At 71.0% G+C, this 21,033-nt stretch carries 23 protein-coding genes; 10 read left to right on the forward strand and 13 right to left on the reverse strand.

The annotated features are described in order from the left end of the window. Positions 1–148 precede the first annotated feature (148 nt). A complete protein-coding gene (locus HJ588_RS03410) occupies positions 149–1,735 on the forward strand; it encodes an amidohydrolase family protein (RefSeq protein ID WP_171151944.1) in 1,587 nt (528 codons plus the stop codon). Positions 1,736–1,749: 14 nt separating this feature from the next. On the opposite strand, the gene HJ588_RS03415 is transcribed toward HJ588_RS03410, so the two are convergent. Continuing rightward, positions 1,750–2,514 (reverse strand): IclR family transcriptional regulator domain-containing protein, encoded by a 765-nt coding sequence (locus HJ588_RS03415; protein ID WP_171151946.1) that lies wholly within the window; start codon positions 2,512–2,514, stop codon positions 1,750–1,752. A gap of 69 nt (positions 2,515–2,583) precedes the next feature. On the opposite strand from HJ588_RS03415, the gene pcaH reads away from it, so the two are divergent. Genes pcaH through HJ588_RS03450 form a run of 7 tightly spaced genes read left to right on the forward strand, consistent with a single transcriptional unit; the run spans position 2,584 to position 8,854 of the window. Then, positions 2,584–3,366: a protocatechuate 3,4-dioxygenase subunit beta gene (gene pcaH, locus HJ588_RS03420; RefSeq protein WP_171151948.1), complete on the forward strand. Its 783-nt coding sequence runs from the start codon at positions 2,584–2,586 to the stop codon at positions 3,364–3,366. Further along, positions 3,359–3,895: a protocatechuate 3,4-dioxygenase subunit alpha gene (gene pcaG / locus HJ588_RS03425; RefSeq protein WP_171151950.1), complete on the forward strand. Its 537-nt coding sequence runs from the start codon at positions 3,359–3,361 to the stop codon at positions 3,893–3,895. The genes pcaH and pcaG overlap by 8 nt, the downstream gene beginning before the upstream one ends. Next, positions 3,892–5,088: a lyase family protein gene (locus HJ588_RS03430; RefSeq protein WP_171151952.1), complete on the forward strand. Its 1,197-nt coding sequence runs from the start codon at positions 3,892–3,894 to the stop codon at positions 5,086–5,088. The genes pcaG and HJ588_RS03430 overlap by 4 nt, the downstream gene beginning before the upstream one ends. Further along, positions 5,085–5,858 carry an alpha/beta fold hydrolase gene (locus HJ588_RS03435; RefSeq protein ID WP_171151953.1) on the forward strand — a complete coding sequence of 258 codons (774 nt, stop codon included), beginning with the start codon at positions 5,085–5,087 and terminating at the stop codon, positions 5,856–5,858. Before HJ588_RS03430 ends, HJ588_RS03435 begins: the two co-directional genes overlap by 4 nt. A gap of 14 nt (positions 5,859–5,872) precedes the next feature. Then, on the forward strand, positions 5,873–6,307 hold the full coding sequence (pcaC, locus tag HJ588_RS03440) for a 4-carboxymuconolactone decarboxylase (protein WP_171151955.1): 435 nt from the start codon (positions 5,873–5,875) through the stop codon (positions 6,305–6,307). Then, entirely contained in the window at positions 6,304–7,560 is a 1,257-nt protein-coding gene (locus tag HJ588_RS03445; protein WP_171151957.1) for a 4-hydroxybenzoate 3-monooxygenase, read from the forward strand. The genes pcaC and HJ588_RS03445 overlap by 4 nt, the downstream gene beginning before the upstream one ends. Before the next feature lie 55 nt (positions 7,561–7,615). Continuing rightward, positions 7,616–8,854: an MFS transporter gene (locus HJ588_RS03450; protein ID WP_171151959.1), complete on the forward strand. Its 1,239-nt coding sequence runs from the start codon at positions 7,616–7,618 to the stop codon at positions 8,852–8,854. 12 nt (positions 8,855–8,866) lie between these two features. On the opposite strand, the gene HJ588_RS03455 is transcribed toward HJ588_RS03450, so the two are convergent. From HJ588_RS03455 to HJ588_RS03490, 8 genes are all read right to left on the reverse strand, one after another. Then, entirely contained in the window at positions 8,867–10,288 is a 1,422-nt protein-coding gene (locus HJ588_RS03455) for an amidase (RefSeq protein WP_171151961.1), read from the reverse strand. Positions 10,289–10,358: 70 nt separating this feature from the next. Further along, positions 10,359–11,207, reverse strand: a complete 849-nt coding sequence (locus tag HJ588_RS03460; protein WP_171151962.1) for a phosphoribosyltransferase family protein — start codon at positions 11,205–11,207, stop codon at positions 10,359–10,361. Next, complete coding sequence (locus HJ588_RS03465) at positions 11,165–12,052, reverse strand: phosphoribosyltransferase family protein (RefSeq protein ID WP_171151964.1); 888 nt, start codon at positions 12,050–12,052, stop codon at positions 11,165–11,167. Before HJ588_RS03465 ends, HJ588_RS03460 begins: the two co-directional genes overlap by 43 nt. Continuing rightward, positions 12,049–12,729, reverse strand: coding sequence for an HAD family hydrolase (locus tag HJ588_RS03470; RefSeq protein WP_171151966.1), 681 nt, complete (start codon positions 12,727–12,729; stop codon positions 12,049–12,051). The genes HJ588_RS03465 and HJ588_RS03470 overlap by 4 nt, the downstream gene beginning before the upstream one ends. Before the next feature lie 25 nt (positions 12,730–12,754). Continuing rightward, positions 12,755–13,345 carry a TerD family protein gene (locus HJ588_RS03475; RefSeq protein WP_171151968.1) on the reverse strand — a complete coding sequence of 197 codons (591 nt, stop codon included), beginning with the start codon at positions 13,343–13,345 and terminating at the stop codon, positions 12,755–12,757. Further along, a complete protein-coding gene (locus HJ588_RS03480) occupies positions 13,342–14,487 on the reverse strand; it encodes a DUF475 domain-containing protein (protein WP_171151970.1) in 1,146 nt (381 codons plus the stop codon). The genes HJ588_RS03475 and HJ588_RS03480 overlap by 4 nt, the downstream gene beginning before the upstream one ends. 141 nt (positions 14,488–14,628) lie before the next feature. Continuing rightward, the gene (locus HJ588_RS03485; RefSeq protein WP_171151972.1) at positions 14,629–15,360 is read right to left on the reverse strand and encodes a class F sortase; all 732 of its coding nucleotides are present in this window, start codon (positions 15,358–15,360) and stop codon (positions 14,629–14,631) included. After that, the gene (locus HJ588_RS03490) at positions 15,360–16,238 is read right to left on the reverse strand and encodes a DUF4397 domain-containing protein (protein ID WP_171151974.1); all 879 of its coding nucleotides are present in this window, start codon (positions 16,236–16,238) and stop codon (positions 15,360–15,362) included. The genes HJ588_RS03485 and HJ588_RS03490 overlap by 1 nt, the downstream gene beginning before the upstream one ends. Positions 16,239–16,396: 158 nt before the next feature. On the opposite strand from HJ588_RS03490, the gene HJ588_RS03495 reads away from it, so the two are divergent. Next, complete coding sequence (locus tag HJ588_RS03495) at positions 16,397–17,203, forward strand: hypothetical protein (RefSeq protein ID WP_171151976.1); 807 nt, start codon at positions 16,397–16,399, stop codon at positions 17,201–17,203. Continuing rightward, positions 17,200–18,096 carry a CopD family protein gene (locus HJ588_RS03500; protein WP_171151978.1) on the forward strand — a complete coding sequence of 299 codons (897 nt, stop codon included), beginning with the start codon at positions 17,200–17,202 and terminating at the stop codon, positions 18,094–18,096. The genes HJ588_RS03495 and HJ588_RS03500 overlap by 4 nt, the downstream gene beginning before the upstream one ends. Positions 18,097–18,307: 211 nt before the next feature. On the opposite strand, the gene HJ588_RS03505 is transcribed toward HJ588_RS03500, so the two are convergent. The 4 genes from HJ588_RS03505 to HJ588_RS03520 form a co-directional block, all read right to left on the reverse strand. Continuing rightward, positions 18,308–18,895 (reverse strand): TerD family protein, encoded by a 588-nt coding sequence (locus HJ588_RS03505; protein WP_171151980.1) that lies wholly within the window; start codon positions 18,893–18,895, stop codon positions 18,308–18,310. Positions 18,896–18,926: 31 nt separating this feature from the next. After that, positions 18,927–19,700 carry a hypothetical protein gene (locus HJ588_RS03510; RefSeq protein ID WP_171151982.1) on the reverse strand — a complete coding sequence of 258 codons (774 nt, stop codon included), beginning with the start codon at positions 19,698–19,700 and terminating at the stop codon, positions 18,927–18,929. 206 nt (positions 19,701–19,906) lie between these two features. Then, positions 19,907–20,461, reverse strand: coding sequence for a TerD family protein (locus HJ588_RS03515; RefSeq protein WP_171151984.1), 555 nt, complete (start codon positions 20,459–20,461; stop codon positions 19,907–19,909). A 49-nt stretch (positions 20,462–20,510) separates the two neighbouring features. Continuing rightward, on the reverse strand, positions 20,511–21,017 hold the full coding sequence (locus HJ588_RS03520; RefSeq protein ID WP_171151985.1) for a hypothetical protein: 507 nt from the start codon (positions 21,015–21,017) through the stop codon (positions 20,511–20,513). Positions 21,018–21,033: the final 16 nt, after the last annotated feature.

The following is a 21,033-nucleotide window of genomic DNA, read 5'->3' on the forward strand; positions in this document are numbered from 1 at the left end:
GTGCCGCGATGGGAATGGCGACAAGCATCCATTCGCCGTTCTTGTCAGCACATTTACCAAACCGTTACCAACACTTGATATCCGGTATGCCGGGTGCTATGCGGCCCTCGTCACGGGCATCCGGCCCGCGCTGCTTAGGCTGTCCGCCGTGCCCGCTCTCTTCCGTCATCCCCGCGTCCACACCGGCGACAACCGGCCCGGCGTCACCGGAATCCTGGTCACCGACGGAGTGATCACCGCGACCGGCGACGCCAACCAACTCGCCGCGCTGCACACCGGCCTCGACGTCGTCGACCTGCCCGGCGAGCTCGTCCTGCCGGGCATGCACGACGCGCACATCCACACCGCGGCGGTGGCCCGGTCACTGGTGGGCCTCGACCTGCGGGCGGCGACGTCGCTGGCGGACGCGCTCGCTCTCGTCCGCGCCCACGTCGACACGATGCCCGACGGGGCGTGGATCTTCGGCGGCCGCTGGGACAGCAACAAGTGGCAGGTGCCGGTCCAGCCGACCGCGGCCGACCTGGACCAGGTGAGCAACGGACACCCGATCGCCCTGTCCAGCATCGACGGCCACACCATGTGGGCCAACACCGAGGCGCTGCGCCTCGCCGGCATCACCGCCGACTGGGCGGACCCGCCGGGCGGTGAGGCCGTCCGCGACGCCGACGGCAACCCCACCGGCATCCTGCGCGAGGAGGCGCAGGGCCCGATCGAATCCCTTTACGAGGGGCCCGCATCCGGCGATCTGGCGAGCCTGTTGCTGCTCGCCCAGGACGAGCTCCTCTCGGTCGGCCTCACCAGCGTGACCGATCTCAACGGTGAGGATGCCCGCGCGGCATACCTGCGCCTCAAGGCCGAGGGCAATCTGAAAATCCGTGTCACCAAAGGCATTCCGCGTGACTCACTCGCTGCCGCGATCGCCGAGGGACGACGCAGTGGCATCGGCGACGACTGGATGCGAGTCGGTGCGGTCAAGCTCTTCAGCGACGGCGCGCTCGGCTCGCGCACCAGCCACATGAGCCGCGACTTCCACGGTTACCCGGGCAACCACGGGATGCCGGTGATGACCACCGCCCAGCTGTATGACGCAGCTCGCACCGCGGTCGACGCCGGCATCGCGGTGGCAACCCACGCGATCGGCGACCAGGCCAACCACCTGGTGCTGGACGTCTACGAGCGCATCCGCGCCGAGACCGGCACCCGGCTGCCGCTCAGCATCGAGCACACGCAGTTTCTGCAGCCGGCCGACGTCGAGCGGCTGGTCCGCCTCGGTGTGACGGCGTCGATGCAGCCGACCCACTGCACCAGCGACATCGCGCTGGTCGACGCCTTGCTGCCGGACACCGACCTCGTCGCCTACGGCTGGCGGAGCCTGATCGACGCCGGGGCGATGGTGGCATTCGGCTCGGATGCGCCTGTGGAGGAAGCGAATCCGTTCTTCGGGCTGCACGCGGCGGTCACCCGGCAGCGGCCGGACGGCACCCCCGACGGGGGCTGGCGGCCGGACGAACGCATCGCGATCGACGAGGCGATTGCGGCATACACCTCCGGATCTGCCCGTCTCGCAGGCGATTTCGACCGCAAGGGTCGCATCACGCCCGGCCGGCTCGCCGACTTCATCGCGGTCGACACGGACATCACCGGTGACGCGGTCGCGACGGATCCGGGCCGCATCCGGGACACCCGGGTCTTGCAGACCGTCGTCGGTGGCCGGACGCGCTGGTCACGGGATTAGCCAGAGCAGCTGGTTCAGCTGAGTGGCATGGTGCGGCCGATGCCGCGCGCGGCGACCTGCAGGGCGGTGACCAGGCGCGCACGGTCACGCCGCAGATTGGGCACCACGACGCCGACCGCGGCGACGACTTCCGGTGCGGCGTCGAACCTTTCGCGCATGATCGGCACCGCCACCGAGCACCCGCCGAGGCTCATCTCCTCGATCGTGGTGGCGAAACCGTCCCGGCGCACCGCCTCGAGCTGCTCGAACAGTCGCGCCGGCTGGGTGATCGTGTATGGCGTGACGCGCCGCAGGTTACGCATCGCCCGGGCGCGGACCTCCTCTGGTGCATGCGCAAGCAGCACCTTGCCAACTCCGGTGGCGTGCAACGGAAGTCGGGTGCCGACCGTGCTCACGATGGGCACCGAGGCATTGCCGGAGAGCCGCTCCAGATAGAGCGCGCGCAACCCATCGCGCACCGCAAGATGGACCGTCGCCCGGGTCGCCGCGTGGATGTCACTGAGGAACGGCCGGGCCAGCTCCCGGATCCCGCGCTCGACGGGCGCGAGCAGGCCGAGGTCCCAGACTGTGCGGCCTACCACGTAACAACCGTCCGGCTCGCGGACCAAAGCCTTGCCCAGCACCAGCTCGGCGACCAACCGGTGGGTGGTGCTGAGCGGCAGCCCGGACCGGTCGGCCAGCTCACTCAGCGACAGCCGAGAGTGCGCGGTGTCGAAGGCGAACAGGACCGCGAGGGCTCGCGACACCACCGTCGCTCCGGGTGCACCGTTGCCCGCCACGCGCCCACCTCTTCCGCTCAGTGGAAGGCTAGCGTGGCCGCGGCTGATCCGAGTTCCTAGGGTGGGCAGATGCTCGCACCCCGCTCCCGACTCGACAGCCAGTCGCAGATCAGCGATGAGATGGCGCAGCGTCACGAGACGACGCGAGCGCCCGACGGGTCGCTGCCCGACTCGACGCTGCTGGACTTCGCGCCCTATCGCAGCTCTGTCCTGCGGCACCCGACGCAGCCGTTGCAGCCGGTCGACCCGGAAGCGGCCGAGCTCTTCGCCCCCTGCTTCGGTAGCACCGACGTGTGGGCCGGCGAGTCCGACCTGACCACTCAGCATCGCGGCGAACCCATCGGCGAGCGGATGGTCGTCACCGGCCGAATCCTGGACAGCGCCGGGCGGCCGGTGCGCCGCCAACTGGTCGAGATCTGGCAGGCCAACTCGGCCGGCCGCTATATCCACCAGAACGATCAGCACCCGGCACCGCTCGATCCCAACTTCAGTGGCATCGGCCGCTGCCTCACCGACGACGACGGCGGCTACCGGTTCACCACGATCCGGCCCGGCCCCTACCCGTGGCGCAATCACCTCAACGCTTGGCGGCCCGCGCACATCCACTTCTCGTTGTTCGGCACCGCATTCACCCAGCGTCTGGTGACGCAGATGTACTTCCCGAACGATCCGCTGCTGTCGCTGGACCCGATCGCGCAGGCGATCCCCGACGACAGTGCCCGCGCGCGGCTCGTCGCGTCATACGACCACGGAGTGACCACCCACGAATGGGCGACCGGCTACCGCTTCGACGTCATCCTCGGCGGCGGTTCGGCGACCCCGCTCGAGTCGCCAGAGGAGCACGATGCTTGAGCCGACCCCGGCCCAGACCGTAGGCCCGTTCTTCCACAACGCGCTGCCGACCAACGGCGGGGCCCAGCTGGTGCCACCGGGGCGCCCCAACCTGGTGCGCCTGCACGGCACGGTGTATGACGGGGCCGGCTCGCCGGTGCCGGACGCCCTGGTAGAGATCCGGCAGGCCGACCGCAGCGGGATCGTGCCTCAGCTGGCCGGATCCCTGCATGCCCGAACGGCTTTCACCGGCTGGGGTCGTGCCGCCACCGACGAGGACGGCCGCTACGAGTTCACCACCGAGGAGCCTGGCGCGGTGGCCGACTCCGCCGCGTTCTTCGCGGTCGCGGTCTTCGCCCGTGGTCTGCTGGACCGGCTCTTCACCCGCGCCTACCTGCCGGACGCACGGGATGGCCTGCTCGCCCAACTGCCCGCCGAGCGCGCCGCCACTCTGCTGACCGTGCGCGAGGTCGACGGCTCACTACGCTTCGACATCCGGTTGCAGGGCGAGCAGGAGACGGTCTTCCTGGAGCACCGGAGCGCGCGGTGAGCGGCCTGCTCTCCCCCGGGTCGCAAGTCGCGGCCGACCTGCTCGGCGACCAGGCGCTCATCGCCGCCCTGCTACAGACGGAGGTCGCCTGGGCGCACGCATTGGCTGCTGCCGGCGCGGTCTCGACCGCGCAGGCCGAGGCGGTCGCCGCCGCGGCAGACACGGTGGTCATCGATCCGCATTCGACCGCCGAATTCACCGCGGCGGCGGGCAATCCCGCGGCGCCGGTAGCGGCGGCCCTGCGGGCGCAGGCGGATGCCGCCGCGCCAGCCGTGCATCGCGGCCTGACCAGCCAGGACGCACTGGACACCGCGCTGATGCTATTGACGCGCAACGCCTTCCGGCAGATCGCGACCGACCTCAGCACGACCGCCGACGCGCTCGCCGACCTCGCCCGCGAGCATCGCGACACGGTCGCCGCTGGTCGGACCCTGACTCAATGGGCGGTGCCGGTCACCGTCGGGCTGCGCGCGGCACAGTGGCTCACCGGTGTGCTCGACGCCCGCCAGCTGATCCTCGACCGCATCGAGGAGTTGCCCGTGCAGTATGGCGGGGCCGCCGGCACCCGGGCCCTGGGTGCACACCTCGCTCCGGGCGAATCCGACGTGCTGCCAACAGAATTCGCCCGCCGGCTGCAGCTGCGCTCACCGCAGCTCCCGTGGCACACCAGGCGCTCTCCGGTGACCGGGGTCGGCGACGCAGCGGTCACCGTCACCGACGCACTCGGGGTGCTCGCCGCCGACGTCGCGCTGCTCGGCAGACCCGAGATCGACGAACTGCGAGAGCGCGGCGCTCCAGGGCACGGCACCTCGTCCACCATGCCGCACAAGCAGAACCCGGTGCGGTCGGTGTTGATTCGCTCGTTGGCGGCACAGACCCCACTGCTGGCGGCACAACTCCACCTGGCCGCCGCCACCGCCGTCGACGAGCGGCCTGACGGCGCATGGCACAGCGAATGGCGCGCGTTCGTTCAACTGCTGGAGTCGACCGTCACCACTGCGTCGCTGGCGGCGCCGCTGGCCACCGGGCTCGAGGTGCACACCGACGCGACAGCCGCCCGCGTCGAGGCCGCCGCGCCAGACCTCACCGCGGAGGGCGGTTCGTCGGTGGGCGACCCCGCGTCATACCTGGGCGATGCGGGACGGTTCGTCGACCTTGTCCTGGAGCGCCATGCCACGGGGACGCGCCCATGATTGAGCTCGCCTTCACCCGGATCTCCGCAGTTGGCGACAGTGGCCGCCTACTGGTCGTCGGCCCGTCGCTCGGCACCAGCGTGCGGGCCCTGTGGTCGGCGGTCGCCGGTCTGCTGGACGACGTCGAGGTGGTCGGCTGGGACCTTCCCGGCCACGGCGGCGGCCCGGTCTCCGCACAGGCGTTCACCATCGAAGATCTTGCGGCAGCTGTCAGTTCATATGCCGGCAGCTCCGCCGCAGGCCGAACGGTCTACTACGCGGGGGTGTCGCTCGGCGGCGCGGTCGGGTTGCAGCTGGCGCTGGCCGGACAGCCGTTCGCGGCGATCGGGGTGTTCGCCTCCGACCTGCGGATCGGGCAGCCCGCCGGCTGGTTCGAGCGGGCCGCGCTGGTGCGCGCCGACGGCACGGCGGCGGTCGTCGCGGGTTCACGAGAGCGGTGGTTCGCCCCCGGGTTCGTCGACCGGGCACCGGGACCCGCCGACCAGTTGCTGGCCGACCTGCCCGAGATCGACCGCGACTCATACGCGTTCGCGTGCGAAGCACTCGCCGGGCACGACCTCACGGCCGCTGCTGCCGGCGGGTTCGCCACCCCGACATTGCTGGTCGCCGGGGAGGCGGACGAGGTCGTCACTCCCGCTGCTGTTCGGGCGACGGCCGAGCTTACCCGAGCACCGCACCTGGTGCTGTCGGGCGTCGGGCACCAGGCCCCGGTCGAGGCTCCGGAACGCACGGCCACCGCCATACAGCATCTGATGGAAGACCCGAGCTGAGCAGGAGTGTGACGATGACCGACACTTACGACGACGGCACGGCGGTGCGCCGCGAGGTACTCGGCGACGCGCACGTCGACCGCGCGATCGCGGCCACGACCGAGTTCACCCACGACTTCCAGGAGTTCATCACCCGCTACGCCTGGGGCAGCGTGTGGACCCGGCCCGGCCTGGACCGTCCCACGCGGTCGGTCGTGACGCTCACCGCCCTGCTCGCTCACGGGCACTGGGAGGAGTTCGCGATGCACGTGCGGGCCGCCCTCCGCAACGGGCTGACCGCGGGAGAGATCGCCGAGGTGATCCTGCACGCGGGCGTCTATTGCGGCGTCTCGGCGGCAAACCGCGCCTTCGCCATCGCTCGAGAAGTGTTGGAGGACGACGAAGTCGACCTGCCCGACATGCCCGACATGCCCGACATGGACGACGCGCATCCGGGCGATCGGACGTGAGCGCCGCGAGCCGGATCGACACCGAGGTCGGGATCATCGGCGCGGGTCCCGCCGGCCTCTTGCTGTCGCACCTGCTGGACCGGGCGAGCATCGACTCGGTCGTGGTCGAGCGACGCACCCGTGCCGAGATCGAGCAGACTCACCGGGCGGGCATCCTCGAGCAGGGGTCGGTGCAGCTGCTGGTCGAAACCGGCGTGAGCAACCGGGTGCTGACCGATGGGCGCGAACATCATGGGATCGACCTGCGCTTCGGCGGCGTCAGTCACCGCCTCGACTTCGGCCAGCTGGTCGACGCGTCCAGCTGGCTCTACCCTCAGACCGACGTCTTCCGTGATCTGGCCGCCGCGCGTGACCGGGACGGCGGGGACGTGCGCTACGGGGTGGCCGACGCTGTCGTGGACGACCCGACCCTGGATCGGCCGACGATCCACACCACCACCGCTGAGGGTGAGCCGCAGGCGATCCGCTGCCGCACGGTGGTCGGCGCCGACGGGGCGCACAGCCAGACCCGGCAGCTGATCGCCGGGCGGGCGCAGTACTTCCGCCAATACCCATTCGCCTGGTTCGGCATCCTCTGCGAGGCACCACCGGCCGCGGCGGAACTCGTCTACTGCCGCTCCGACCGGGGCTTCGCACTGATCTCGCAACGGACCGAGACGCTGCAACGCATGTATTTCCAGTGCGATCCGGCAATCGACGCCAGCACCTGGTCCGACGACCGCATTTGGTCCGAGCTGCAGTCGCGGGTCGCCGGCGAAGACGATTTCCGGCTGCCGGAGGGCCCGATCGTGCAGCGCACGGTGCTGCCCTTCCGCTCATTCGTGTGCGAACCGATGCGGCACGCCAACCTGCTGTTGGTCGGCGACGCGGCGCACACGGTGCCGCCCACCGGTGCCAAGGGCCTCAACCTCGCGCTGGCCGACGCGGCGCTGGCCGCCGACATGCTGACCCGCGCACACCACGGCGACCGGACCGCGCTGGACGGCTACTCCGCCCGGGCGCAGGACCGGGTATGGCGCGCGCAGCACTTCTCCTACTGGATGACCACCTTGCTGCACGACGCGCCGAACGAGCAGGAGTTCGACCGACGCCGGCAGTTGGCCGAGCTGCGCTTGCTGACGCGGTCGGCAGCGGGCGCACGACTGCTCGCGGAGGGTTACACCGGCTGGCCGCACGAACCGCTGACCGACGGCACTCCCTCCGGCGCGGCTCACGCACGAGTTCGGTGGCCCCTTTCACTCAGTGGAAGGTGATGGTGGTCACAGCTACCACGGCCAGGAGACGCTGCTGCCTCATCGAGGAGGCAGCATGACAGCATCCACATCCGTTTCGGCCGCGCCGGGCGCGTGGCGGTCCGGCGCGGGCAACTGGCCCTACATCTTGTGTTGGCTGGCCGTAGCACTCGACGGCTACGACCTGGTGGTGCTGGGTGCCGTCATACCGACCCTCACCCACTCCGGCGATCTCGGCTTCACCAGCGAATCCCTCACGACCGCAGCCACCCTCGGCCTGGCCGGCGTCGGCATCGGTGCGGTACTGACCGGGCCACTGGCCGACCGCTTCGGCCGGCGAAACAACCTGATCGCCAGCATCGCGTGGTTCTCGGTGTTGACGATCGCGCTGGTCTTCGCGCCCAACGTCACAGTCTTCATCGTGCTGCGCTTCCTCGCCGGCCTCGGCCTGGGCGCCTGTCTGCCCACGGCGCTGGCGCTGATCAGCGAACACGCCGGCAATGCCCGCCCGAGCGGAGCGATGACCCGGATGATGACCGGCTACCACGTCGGTGCCGTCATCACGGCACTGCTCGGCCTGTTCGTGATCGACCAATTCGGCTGGCGGGCAATGTTTCTCATCGGCGGTGCGGCCGGCCTGCTCGTCGTGCCGGTGATGTGGGTCAAACTGCCCGAGTCCGAGGCCTACCAGCAGCGCAAACGCGCCGACGCGGTGCGGGTGCGGCCGAGCGAAGTCGTGCGGGGGCGGCTGCTCTGGGTGAGTCTCGGCCTGTGGGTCGCCTCGTTCATGGGCCTGCTCCTGGTCTACGGGCTCAACACCTGGCTGCCCAAGATCATGGAATCGGCCGGGTATTCGGTGCAGGCCGGGATCGGCCTGCTGCTGACCCTCAACCTCGGCGGGGTGCTCGGCCTCCTGATCGCCGGTCGCATCGCCGACGCGCGCGGCCAGAAGCAGACCGTGCTGCTGTGGTTCGGCACCGCGGCGGTCGTGCTCGCGCTGCTGTCGATCAAGCTGCAGGCGTCGGCCCTGGTGTATGCCGCGGTGCTGCTCGCCGGCATCTTCGTCTTCAGCGCACAGGTGCTGGTCTATGCGTGGGTGAGTCAGCTCTACCCGACGGCCGTGCGCGGCACCGCCCTCGGCATGTCCGCGGGTATCGGCCGCATCGGCGCCATCGTCGGCCCGTCGCTCGGTGGTGCGCTGGTCAGCGCGGGGATCGCCTACCCCTGGGGGTTCTACGCGTTCGGCACGGCCGCCGCCATCGCGGTCGGTGCGCTGGCGCTGGTGCCGTCCCGGGTGCCGCATCCCGTCAGCTAGAGCAACTGCCGGTCAGTCCTGGATCCGCCGCCACGGCTTGGCCTGCTCGAGCTGCAGCGCCAGCCGCAGCAGCAGCGACTCGGCGCCGTGGTTGGCGCTGAGCATCGCGCCGATCGGCAGCCCCTGGTCGGTCTGACCGGCCGGCACCGACAGCGCCGGCCCACCCGTCGCGTTGTGCAGCGGGGTGAAGCCCGCGTAGTCGACCAGCCGGCGGAAGTGCTCATCGGCCGGCAGATCCGCCGCGAGATAGCCGAGTTCGGGGGTGGTGTGGGTCAGCACCGGGCTGAGCACGACGTCCGGGCCGCGGGCGAAGGCGACACGCGAGGCGACCGAGGTCGCAAGCAGCCGGCTCAGGTAGACCGGCGCCTTCCAGAGCCGGCGCCGGCCCTGCGCCGCCAGCCCGAGGGTCAGCGGCTCGAGCTTGGCGCGGTCGAAGTCCTTGCCGAACATCGCCGGACCGGCCGCCTGGATGAGCGCCGACAGGAAGCGCCAGTAGTCGACGAAGTCGGACTTGAAGAACTCCGGCACCGGCAACTCGTAGGGCTCGACCTCGTGGCCGAGGGACTCCAGCAGGTGCGCGAGCTCGAGCGTTGCGGTCCGCGTGGGCAGATCGGTCGCCGGGCCGACGGGCGAGTCGAGCAGCAGACCGATGCGCAGCGTGCGGTCGATCGGCCGGTCGACGCCCTCGATCGGCGGCAGCAACCGGTTACGGTGCTGGCGCTGCGCCGCGAGGTAGAACCCGGCCACGTCGCGCACCGAACGCGCGAGCACCGAGTCGGTGACGACCCGCACCGGCATCGCCTCGCCGCCGTCTGTCAGCCGCAGCCGGCCGCGGGTCGGCTTCAGCCCGATCAGGCCGCACGCGGCCGCCGGGATGCGGATCGACCCGCCGCCGTCGTTGCCGTGCGCGATCGGCACGACCCCGGACGCCACCCAGGCCGCCGAACCGCCCGAGCTGCCACCGCTGGAATAGCCCAGATGCCAAGGGTTGTGGGTGTCGCGGGTGACCGTCTCCGTCGTCGCGGTCCAGCCGAACTCCGGCATCGTGGTGGTGCCGATCGGGATGATGCCGGTCGCGCGGAACTGCGCTGCGACCCGGCCGTCCTTCTTCTGCGGCACGGGAGGTACGGCGGCAGACCCCTCCGTCATCGGCATCCCACCGACCCGGATGTTGTCCTTGAATGCCGCTGGCACACCGGCGAATTCGGCATCTCCCGGCTCGGCAGCGCGGTCCCGCGCGCGGGCGAAGTCGTCATACGCCATGGCCTGCAGCTGCGGCTCGAGTCGCTCGGCGCGGGCGATCGCGGCATCGACCGCCTCGCGGGCGCTGATCTGCTTGGTGCGAATGCGTTCGGCGACACCGGTCGCGTCGAGGTCACCCAACGCGTCGTCGGTGAACGCATGCACCCTGGTCGTCGTCTCCTGGGTCGTCACCTACGTCAACGTACCCTCGGCACCCAGTCCGGACCGGGCGGATCACCGAATGTCACGTGGGAGCGCAGGGTCAGCCGACGCCGGCCCCCATCGTGCGGTCGATGTCGGCAAGCGCCGCGTCCCAGGTGCGCACCCGGTCCGCATAGGCGGAAACGCCTGCCAGACCATCGAATTCGATCGCACGGCTCAGCCAGCCGCGCAGCTCCGGAGCGGCGGCACGCAGGAAGGCTGACAGCTGGTCGGGCGGCAACGCGAGGACACGGCGGCAGAAGCGCGCGTTGGGCACGAAGCGCGGCCCGGCAGCGATCGCGAGCAGGTCATCGGGGCCGCCGATCGCCGCCTCGTTGAGCACCGACTCGATCCGTGGCGACCCGGCGAAGCGGTGCGCGTCGACGATGTAGAGGTGGCGCACCTGCGCGACCCCGGCCGACAGCAGGCACTGATCCATCGCCAGCTCATGGGTGCCGGTGACCCGGATGTCGTCCAGCGCGAGCACGAGCGCGCCGCGCACGTCGCGCTCCGGAGTGAGGTTGTCCGCCCCGACGGCCGACCGACGATCGGCGAGCGCCATGCGCGAGTAGTCGCCGTTGCTCACCCCGCGCCGCACGACCCGGAACGCGGTGACGGTGAGATCCGGTCGCAGGGTGCACAGCTGCTGCACGAACGGCGCGAGCAGGCTGTGCGCGGCCGGCGGCACCCGGTCGAACGCCGAGGTCGTGACCCGCACCGGCGCGTCGCCGAGCCTGCGGGCCGCGAGCGCGGCGAGTGCCATGGCGTAGCGGCGGGCGACCGCCGCGTCGCCGTGCTTGAAACGCGAGTAGCCGGTGGCGTCGACGAGTCCGGTGTGCGGCAGGCCGGCATCGCTGGTGAGCCTGGTCAGCCGGATCCGTCGCCGTGGCGTGAGTTGGTGGTCGTGCATCGAGCCCCTCCTTGCATCGCTGCCTGCGACGCCGCGCCGAGCGCGGCCGTTCCCCGCGGATAACCGGCCAGGAAGTCCGGGCCGGTGGCCTGTGCGTAATCGTGGAAGCGAGTCACCAGGTCCGGCGGGCACCGGTCCAGGAACTCGCCGAGCTGCGGGTCGCCGAGCATCCGCTTCAGGAAGCGGATGGTGATCGCGAACTCGCCACGCTCGATGCTCGGCAGCAGATCGGTGATCGACCGCACGCGTGCGTGGTTGAGCGCCGACTCGATGCTCGGGTCGGCGGCGAGGGACTCGTCACAGTCGGCGACGTATGCCGCAACGAGTCGCGCCGCGCCGGCCCCGGCGAGGGCGTCGAGGATCACCTGCTCGGCGAGCCCGGTCACCCGGATGTCGTCGACGACGATCGCGATCGCGTCGTCGATCGGCTCGGTCAGCCGGAAACCGATGCTCTGCAGGTCTTTTCGCCGATCGGCCGCCGACGATGCGGCGTAGTCGATGTGGGTGACCGAGTCCTTGTGCACGTGGACGATGCGGGCCGCGGGCAGGTCCGGGCGCCGCTCGTCGAGCCGTGCCGCCACCACCGCGGCGAGGTGGTAGCAGGCCGGCGGTGCCGCCAGGTAGGCGACCGGCAGCACGATCGGGCGCGGGTCGGTGGCGAGGGACGGGCACTGCTCCAGCAGCGCCTCGGCGAGCTCGTCGCCGAGCGCCCGGATCGACGGCAGGTCGCCGTGCTTCATCAGCGAGTAGGTCGCGGTGTCGAAGTCGTCGCCGGTGCGGGCGTCGACCGGACGCTCGGCGGTGCCGGTGAGCGGGTGTGCGACGACCCGGGTCAGGCCGCTCACGCGATGCCCCGCAATGCGTCGAGCGTCGACTCGCCGTCGGGGCGGACGAGCGCCGCGGACATCCCGGCGGCTTCGGCCCCATGCACGTCGGCGATCGGGTTGTCCCCGACGTGCAGCACCTGCGACGCCGGCACGCCCAGCGTCGAGCACGCCTCGGCGAAGATCTCCGGTCGAGGCTTGGCCACCCCGACCTCGTTGGAGAAGACACCGGGAAGGCCGCCGAAACCGGCCAGTGCCAACAGCTTTCGCATCAGCTCGCCGGGCAGCATGCCGGTGTTGCTGGTCAGCACGACCGGCACCGGCAGCGCCGACACCGCAGCGGGCAGGCCCGGGACCAGTGGCCGCGGCGGGTGCGCGAGCGCGAGCGTCTCCTGGCGGGCCATCAGCTCGGGCGCCCGCTCGGCGACCGCGGCTGCCGTCATACCCAACCGGAGGAGGGTCTGCTCGACCCGGCCGGCGAAGCCGACGTCGACGCCGTCGACGACCACGCGGTCGTCGACGTCGCGGTCGGCCTGCCGCATGGCGGCGTCGAAGACGTCGGTGGCGACGTCAGGGGCGAGCGCGTCGCGCAGCATCGCATTGCGCGCCGGCTTGAAGGCCGGGTCACTGCCGAGCAGCGTGCCCCAGATGTCGAGGCTGACGGCGCTGACGGCAGGTGGCCGCGAAGGAGTCGTCATCGTGGGGCGACCCGTCGGTCTGCCGTCAGACGGCGCTCATCGCGAGCGGTTCGAGGTCGCGCGCGGTGCGGCCGTTGCCGGGGGTGCCGATCGCGGTGAACTGCCAGCCGCCGCCGACGCGCGACACCTTCGCCATCACCAGGGCGGTGTGCGGCCCCGAGCCGGTCAGCTGGAATCGCGCCAGCTCGGTGTCGCCGGACATCGAGTCGACCACCCGGACGAAGGCGTTGTCGACCTCGGTGAAGTTCTCGCCGCTGTAGGAGTTGACCACGAAGACGATGTGTTCGACCGAGCCGTGCACCTGGGACAGGTCGACGACGATCGACTCGTCGTCGCCATCGCCCTCACCGGTCAGGTTGTCGCCGGTGTGCTGGATCGCGCCGTCACCCGAGCGCAGCTTGCCGAAGTAGACGGTGTCGAGCACCCGGCCGCCGCCGATCACGATCGCCGACGCGTCGAGGTCGATGGCCCGCTGCACCTGCTTGCTGCCGCCGAACAGGCCCTTTTTGGTGACCACCTTGGTGTCCCAGCCGAGGCCCATCCGGACCCGGCTCAGCGCGCCGCCGTCGTTCTTGGCCAGGTTGACCGACTGACCTTTGGAGAGATTAATGCTCATGCTCGGGCTCCTTGATCCTCGTTGATCGTGTCGTCGGCCCCCTCGGCCGCGGCGTCACGCTTGTTGGCGGCGATCGAGCTGAGCCAGGCCGCCAGGATGAAGGCGATGCCGACCCCACCGATGACGAACTCGCCGAGTTCATACTTGATGCTGAGGATCAGCATGACGGCGAGCGCACCGATTGCCCAGTGCGCGCCGTGCTCCAGGAAGCGGTATTCGGCGAGCGTGCCCTGGCGGACCAGGTAGATCGTCATCGACCGCACGTAGAGGGCACCGACACCGAGGCCCATCATGATGATCAGCGGGTCGGGGGTGATCGCGAACGCGCCGATGACGCCGTCGAAGGAGAACGTCGCGTCGAGCACCTCGAGGAAGAGGAACATCGAGAGTGCGGCCTTGCCGGCGAGCAGCGCAGTGTGCCCGGTGGAGGAGTGCGCGTCGGCATCCTCGAACTCCCGGTCCATACGCGCCTCGCGCGCCTCCATCATCGAGGACAGGCCGTTGACCGCGAGATAGAGCACGATGCCGAGCAAGCCGGAGAACAGCACGATCGAGCGCATCTGCACCTCGGTGTGCACCGGTGTGGAGTGCACCAGGGTCTCGCTCGCGACCAGCAGGAAGAGGCCGGCGATCACGACGGACAGCACGTCGAGCTTGCCCAGCTTCTGCAGCGGCTTCTCGATCCAGGACAGCCAGGTGATCTCCCGCTCCGGGTCGAACATGAAGTCCAGGAAGAGCAGCAGCAGGAACATGCCACCGAAGGCGGCGATCGCCGGGTGCGCCTCGTTGAGGATGTAGCCGTAGGTGCCCGGCACCGACGGGTCACCCTTCTCCAGGGCGAGGTCGAGCGCCTTCATCGGGCTGATGCCGCCCGAGATCGTCACGATCGCGAACGGGAAGACCAGCCGCATGCCGAAGACCGCGATCAGGATGCCGACCGTCAGGAACATCTTCTGCCAGAACTCGTTGAGCCGCACCAGGTATTTGGCGTTGACCGCGGCGTTGTCGAAGGAGAAGACGATCTCGACCAGGATCAGGATCGCGCAGAGCGTGACACCGGTCCAGCTGTCGTAGAGGAATGCGACGACCAGAACGAGCGCCGTGATGACGAAGTCGATCCGGAAGTGTTTGAGGGCGGTCAAAGTGTGGCTCTTCTCGCGTGACGGCGGGACAAGGGCGATGCGCCGGGCGCGGGCCCGGCGTGTGGTGGGACGAGCGGCGACGTCGCCGAGTTCCCACACGGGAGCCAACGGCGGGGTCGGGACGGGGGTTCCCGATCGTCGTCAGCCGCGGGTCGCCGGTCCGACGGGCTCGGCGACGACCACGCGGTTGCGATCGTAATGACCGGTCGCCCGGTCGAACGTGCCGGTGCAGGTGATGAGCACCAGCCGCAGCGGCACCGCCTGGTCGAAGGGGTCGGCGTCCGCGGTCAGATCGAGCTTGCGGACGTCCCGCACCTCGCGCACCACGAACTCCTGCCGCCCGGCGCCTGCCTCGACCCGCACCCGGTCGCCGCGGTGCGCGGTGAGCAGCGCCGCGAAGACGCCGATGCCACTGGTCGCCGAGTCGATGTGACCGGCCAGCACCACGCTGCCGTATGCCGCGCCCGCCTGCGCGCCCCCGGACCACCAGCCGACGACCCGCGAGTCGTCCGGTGGCAGCAGCACTCCGCCCGCGCCGGGCGCGATCGGCTGCACGCGGGCGCTCGACCCGCTCCGCGCGAGGCGCACCGCGGTCGGTGCGAAGGTCAGCCGTTGCGTGGGCCCGGGCCGGGCGCTCGCCGCGGGCGGGGCGAGCGTCGACGGGGCGGCCGAGGACGGCTGCCCGCCGGTGGCGCCGTCGCGCGCGTCATCCCCGTCGCTCGCGGGCGCCTGCGGGACGGCTGGGGTGAGGGTGCGAGCGGGCCGGTCCGCGCCGCCGGCCGCGACCGGGGCGGACGGGGCTTTCGTCATACCCCCGGAGCCGCAGGCGGTGAGCAGGAGTGCGACGACGAGCGCGGCGAGCCCGCGCACCATCAGGACGAGCGGGTATGACGCAGCTTGCGCCGGGACGCGAGCACGCCCCCGCCGAGCACACCCGCGCCGAGAAGGGCTGCGGTGGCCGCGAATTCACCGGTCGAGGACTGCTGTGACTGCGACTGACGGATCAGCGCCTGCGCCTGACCGCCGTTGCCCGAGTCGACCTTGACCGGCGGCGCGGCGGCGGCACCGGCCAGCGGGAGCACCTGCACGATCGCGTCCATGGTGCCCTTGGCGGCGTCGCCAATCGCGATCACGCGGGTCAGCTTGCCCGCGGCGATGGGCAGCGCGACCGGACCCAGCACCGTCGGACCGGACTTGCCGACCGGGACGATCTGCACCGAGTAGGTCGCGGCGGGGACAGCGAGGGTGAGCTCCTCACCGTTGCCGATGTTGGCGAAGAGCGTCTTGCCGTTGACCTGCACGTCCGCGGCGCCGACGACCGCGTCGTGCGCGACCGTGACCCGGCCGGTGCCCGCCGCCGTCGGGGCCAGGTTGTTGGTGCTGGTGGTCACCGTCGGCGAACCCTTGGCGTCGTTGCGCCGGTGCACGATGACGTCGAGGCTCGTGCCGCGCGTCACGGTGAACGACGCCTTGGTGTCGTCGGCTTCGCCCGGCGCGTCGACGGCGACCTCGTGCTTGCCGGCGCCCAGTTGCAACGGTCCGATGACGGTCTTGCCGGCGGCCTTCGCCGAGACGGTGCGGCCGTCGATGCGCACCGCGGCGTCGACACCGGCGAGACCTTGGACGACGTAGACGGTGCCGTCGCCCGCCGCGGCAGCCGGCGCCGCCGTGGCGCTCGACAACGCGGCGACGATCCCGATGCCCGTGGTGGCGGTCGCGACGGCCGCCGCCCGCAGCAGGTTGGTGCGCATGAATGTTTCCCCTCGCGGATGAATTGGACGGCTGACTAGTCCGACCTCTGGAGAAACTACACCCAGACGGGGCCGAAGTGGCGGCGGATCATTGATTCCGCGAAGATGCCGACCGGAAGCGATATTGGACGGGCGTCCGGAGGGCGGGAGGTGGGAGCGTGCGACAGCACGTGCGGCGTATGACGGGGCTGCTTCTCGCGGCCGCGTGCGCGGCCGCCGCGGTCGCCGCCGGCCGCACCCCGGAGCCGGCGAGTTCGGCACCCGCGTCGGCGAGTTCGGCGCCGGCCACCGCCACCGGCCCCTCCGGCACGACGTCGTCGCCGGACCAGCGTGCCGGCTCCGCCTCGCCCCCGGCCGCCCGGCCGAGCAGCCCGAGCGCCAAGCAGTTCCCGAAGACCGGTCCGGGGCGTTCGGTCCCGGGCAGTTTCGTGGTCGCGTCCCTCGACAGCATGGGTGCGCTGCTGATCTGGCAGCGGGTGCTGCTGCCCGCGCAGGAGACGTCGGTCGAGGTGCAGGTGCCCGACCCGCGCAACCTGCCCGGGCTGGCCGGCCTCGAACCGGTGATCCGTGACGTCCAGGTGCAGGTCGGCGACCAGCCGGTGCTGCTCACCCAACCCCTTCAGATCGGCCGCGCGGTGCGCGTCACGCTGCCCGAGCCGACCCGTTCGATCGCGCTCGGCTACCGGCTGACCGGGGTGGCGCAGCGCAGTTCCCCCGCACCGGTGGGCCGCGCGCTCGTCGGCCTGGCGCCGGCCCGGGTGACCGGATCGGGCACGAGCGGCCCGACCGTCATCGGCGTCACCGGCGCCGGCGTGCTGAGCGCGCAGTGCCCGCAGCAGGGCACCAAGGGCCAGTTCTGCGCCGTCGGCGCGACCGGCAGCTTCCTCACCCTCCCTCTTGCGGCGGAGGACGCCGCCCTGGTCGTGCAGGCCACGCTGCCCGCCCCCAACGGTGGTGCCGGATGATCGCCGGTGTGACCGCGGTGGCAGCCGACGCGGCGACCTCGGGCTTCGGCACCGTGCTGCTCGGCGGCGTCCGGGTGCTCGGCTACCTCGGCTTCGTGCTGCTCATCGGGACGACGTTCTTCCTGACCTGGCTGTGGCCGGAGGGGCGGGTGCTGCCGACCTTCCGGCGGCTCATCGCCCTCGGCACGGCGCTGACCGTGATCGCGACTCTCGTCATACCGATGATCGCGTCGGGGGTCGCCTGGTCGAGTTATGCCGGGCGCGAAGGCGTGTGCGCGTTCGCGCGAATCAGCCTGGTAGCGCTCGGGATCGGCTTCGCCGCCGACGTCAGTGGATCGACCCGGCGGCACCGTCTGGTGATCACCCTCTGGCAGCTGGCGATGATCGAGACCTACGTGCTCAGCTCGGACGCCTGGGGCGGGCAGCTCGCGGCGCTGAAGATCGCCGCGACCACCGGCCACCTGGCCGCGACCGCGGCCTGGCTGGGTGGCCTGCTCGCGCTCGCGTCGGTGCTCATCCCGAGCGACGGGCTCGACGCGCTGCACGACGTGCTGCCGCGCTTCTCAGTCGTGGCGATCGTCAGCGTGATCACCCTCGTGGTGAGCGGCACCCTGCACGCGCTCGCGGTCGCGGGCGGCCTGCACGACCTGATCGACTCGCGCTTCGGCACATCGCTCATGGTCAAGGTCGTGGTCTTCGGCGCGATGCTGCTGCTCGGCAACGTCGGCCGGCAGTATGCCGGGCACGCCGCCCGCCGCAACGCGCTCGAGATCGACGAAACCGCCTCCCCGCACAGCATCCAGGCGCTCGGCGTCGCGATCGGGATGGAGTTCACCCTCGCCGCCGGCGTGCTGGTCGCGACTGCCGTGCTGGTGCAGTTCGCGCCGGGGTGAGGGTGATGGCGGGCGCCCACGCGCATCTCGTAAGCGGAAGTGCGGCTGACGTCACCATCGCTTACGAGACCAGCGGCTGCTCGCCGGTTTCGCGTGCACAGCCCGCGACCGTCGCGACTTCTGCACGCGCCCAGCCCCGAGCGCGTGCACACCCCGCGACCGTCGCGACTTGTGCACGCGCCGACCCCGCCGCGACCCGCCGCGCCCGGACTCAGCCGACCTGCAGGCCGAACTCGGTGATCACGCTCGCCAGACCCCCGGCATACCCCTGACCGATCGCGCGGAACTTCCACTCGGCGCCGTGCCGGTAGAGCTCGCCGAAGATGAGCGCGGTCTCGGTCGAGGCGTCCTCGCCGAGGTCGAAGCGCACGCCTTTGTCGGTGTTGTGCGGGTCGTCGGCGTCGTAGATGCGGATGTAGGCGTCGGCGACCTGGCCGAAGTTCTGCCGGCGCTGGTCGGCCTGATCGATCGACGCGACCACCACGATGCGCGCGACGTCGGGCGACACCTGCCCGAGCGCGACGTTGATCGACTCGTCGTCGCCCTCGCCCTCACCGGTGCGGTTGTCGCCCTGGTGCTGCACCGAGCCGTTGTCGCCGCTGAGGTTGTTGTAGAAGACGAAGTCGAGGTCGCCGCGGACCTTGCCGTTCTCGCCGAGCAGCAGCACGGAGGCGTCCAGGTCGAAGGGCGCGCCGTCGGTGGTGCGCGGGTCCCAGCCGAGCCCGATGACTGCGTTGGTCATGCCGGGCGCGGCCTTCTCGAGGGAGATGTTGCCGCCCTTGCTCAGGCTGACTGCCATGTCGGATTTCCTTTCGTTGGAACGCTTTTCGTCATACAAGCGGGGTGTAGGGGTCGCGCCAGGACAGCTCGCGATAGCCGTATGCCGCAGTCACCTGCTGCAACGTGCCGGAGTAGGGGTCGTGTTCCGCACGCAGCACCAGCCGGCCCTCCACGACGTATGCCGTGAGCAGCGCCTGCGCGCCGAGACTCGGCCCGGCGACCAGTGGCAGCTCGAGCCGCGCGTGCCCGTAGGTGGTGACCGCGACGGTGCCGCCGGGCATCTGCTTGGTGGGGCGGGTCGGCACCGCGAAGATGAGGAAGCGGTTGATCTGCCGGATGTGCCGCAGGTTGACCGCGACCCCGCTGGACGTCGCCCGGAAGATCGGCGAGCGCGGGTCGGGACCCTGCTGAGCGAGCCCGGGCAGCACGAGCGACTCCCGGCCGTCGGAGGTCTCGAAGACCGTGCCGAGCACCACCTCCGACGGGTTCGCGACGGCCACCCGCGCCTCGAGGGCGCCGGCGGCGGACTGCAGGCGGGTGAGTTCGACGACCGGCTCGTGCTCGGACATCAGGCGGCGCTCGTCGGCGCGGATCGTCGGCAGCCCGAGGTCGTGCTTCGGCGGCAGGGTATGCCGGGAGCTGCGCGCCGGCGGGGTGGCTGAGCCCGCCGGGGCGTCCAGGCTGAGCGAGGTGCCGCCCTCGCTGGTCGAGTAAGCCGGAGCGTCAGCCGAACTGCCCAGGTCGAGCGAAGTCTCGCTGGTCTCGCTGGTCGAGTAGGCCGGAGCGCCAGCGGAGGCCGTATCGAGACCACCACCCAAATCCAACGACGTCCCCCCTGATCTCGATACGGGCTCGCCCTGGGGGGCTCGCCCTACTCGATCAGCATCCGTTCCGGGGGCTCGCCCTACTCGATCAGCATCCTCGCTGGTCGAGTAGGCCGGAGCGCCAGCGGAGGCCGTATCGAGACCAGCGGGCTGCGTCATACCGCGCAAGGTGCGCCGCCGCAGGAACGGCAGGTCGGTGCGGGCGCTCATAGCGGAACGCCGAATTCCTTTGCGACACCGGCCAATCCGGCCGAATAGCCGAGGCCCAGCGCGCGGATCTTCCAGTCGCCGTTGTGTTTGTAGAGCTCCACCAGCTTCAGCGCGGTCTCATTGCCGAGGCCGTCGGCGAAGTCGACGGTGGAGATGATCGACGCGCCGCCGTCGAGGTTGAGGAGCCGGACGACGAGGCTGCGCAGCTGGCCGAGGGTGCGACTGCTACCGCCGCCCTCGGACAGGTAGAGCACGAAGACGATCTTGGCGACGTCGTCGGGCACGGCGTCGAGCTCGACCTCGACCTGCTCGTCGTCGCCGCCGAGCGCCTGCTCCAGCTGCGCGGTGGACAGGTCGGCGGAGACCAGCTGGTTGAAGTAGACAACGTGTTCGGGTGAGAGGGCCCGGCCGTCGGCACCGACGAGCACGGTCAGCAGCGCCAGGTTGTCGTCGAGCGACCGCTCGCCGCCGGTGTTCCAGGACACCCCGACGACGACACCCTTGAGGTCGGGCAACTCCCGGCGCAGCGCGATGTTCGCACCCTTGGCCATGGGGCTCACGATGGCTTGTCCTCCCGTGACGTCTCGTCGTATGGCGTCATCACAGGTCGAGTTCCGACCCGCCGAACTTGTCCTGCAGGAACCGTCCGTGCACCTGCAGCGCACTCAGGTCGCGCTGCCGCCCCGCCGCGGCGAGCTCCTCGACGCTGCGCCGCAGCGTGGTCAGCTGCTCGACGAGCGCGTCGGTCGCGGCCGCCTCACCCTGGGGTCCGGCGGCGCGGACCGCACCGACATACGCCCGGATCGAGCCGGGCAGATAGTCGGTCAGCGTGCCGTTGATCGCGACCCGGACCCCGATGTCGAGCCGGGACGCGTCGCCGCCGGTGAGCACCTCACGGATCGTGTCGGTGACCGCGCGGGCCAGCACGACGCCGATCGTCGGCAGGTCGGCGGCGCTGCTGTTGATCTCCAGGACCAGGGACCGCACTTTGGCGAGCAGCGCCTCGACGGAGTCGCTGTCGGCGGCGGCACGCTGCTCCACCGGCGCGACCGCGTGCGCCGCGCGCGACGACCCGTCGGGGTCGAAGAGTCGAGACAGCAATCCCACGTTCGCGACCCTACTC

It is taken from the genome of Flexivirga aerilata (genome assembly GCF_013002715.1).
In the GTDB taxonomy this organism is placed as follows: Bacteria; Actinomycetota; Actinomycetes; order Actinomycetales; family Dermatophilaceae; genus Flexivirga; species Flexivirga aerilata.

Coding starts and splice junctions, on each gene's coding strand:
- pcaH (WP_171151948.1), top strand. CDS start 2,584: ATGCTCGCACCCCGCTCCCGACTCGACAGCCAGTCGCAGATCAGCGAT.
- pcaG (WP_171151950.1), top strand. CDS start 3,359: ATGCTTGAGCCGACCCCGGCCCAGACCGTAGGCCCGTTCTTCCACAAC.
- HJ588_RS03435 (WP_171151953.1), top strand. CDS start 5,085: ATGATTGAGCTCGCCTTCACCCGGATCTCCGCAGTTGGCGACAGTGGC.
- pcaC (WP_171151955.1), top strand. CDS start 5,873: ATGACCGACACTTACGACGACGGCACGGCGGTGCGCCGCGAGGTACTC.
- HJ588_RS03450 (WP_171151959.1), top strand. CDS start 7,616: ATGACAGCATCCACATCCGTTTCGGCCGCGCCGGGCGCGTGGCGGTCC.
- HJ588_RS03460 (WP_171151962.1), bottom strand. CDS start 11,207: ATGCACGACCACCAACTCACGCCACGGCGACGGATCCGGCTGACCAGG.
- HJ588_RS03470 (WP_171151966.1), bottom strand. CDS start 12,729: ATGACGACTCCTTCGCGGCCACCTGCCGTCAGCGCCGTCAGCCTCGAC.
- HJ588_RS03475 (WP_171151968.1), bottom strand. CDS start 13,345: ATGAGCATTAATCTCTCCAAAGGTCAGTCGGTCAACCTGGCCAAGAAC.
- HJ588_RS03485 (WP_171151972.1), bottom strand. CDS start 15,360: ATGGTGCGCGGGCTCGCCGCGCTCGTCGTCGCACTCCTGCTCACCGCC.
- HJ588_RS03490 (WP_171151974.1), bottom strand. CDS start 16,238: ATGCGCACCAACCTGCTGCGGGCGGCGGCCGTCGCGACCGCCACCACG.
- HJ588_RS03500 (WP_171151978.1), top strand. CDS start 17,200: ATGATCGCCGGTGTGACCGCGGTGGCAGCCGACGCGGCGACCTCGGGC.
- HJ588_RS03505 (WP_171151980.1), bottom strand. CDS start 18,895: ATGGCAGTCAGCCTGAGCAAGGGCGGCAACATCTCCCTCGAGAAGGCC.
- HJ588_RS03515 (WP_171151984.1), bottom strand. CDS start 20,461: ATGGCCAAGGGTGCGAACATCGCGCTGCGCCGGGAGTTGCCCGACCTC.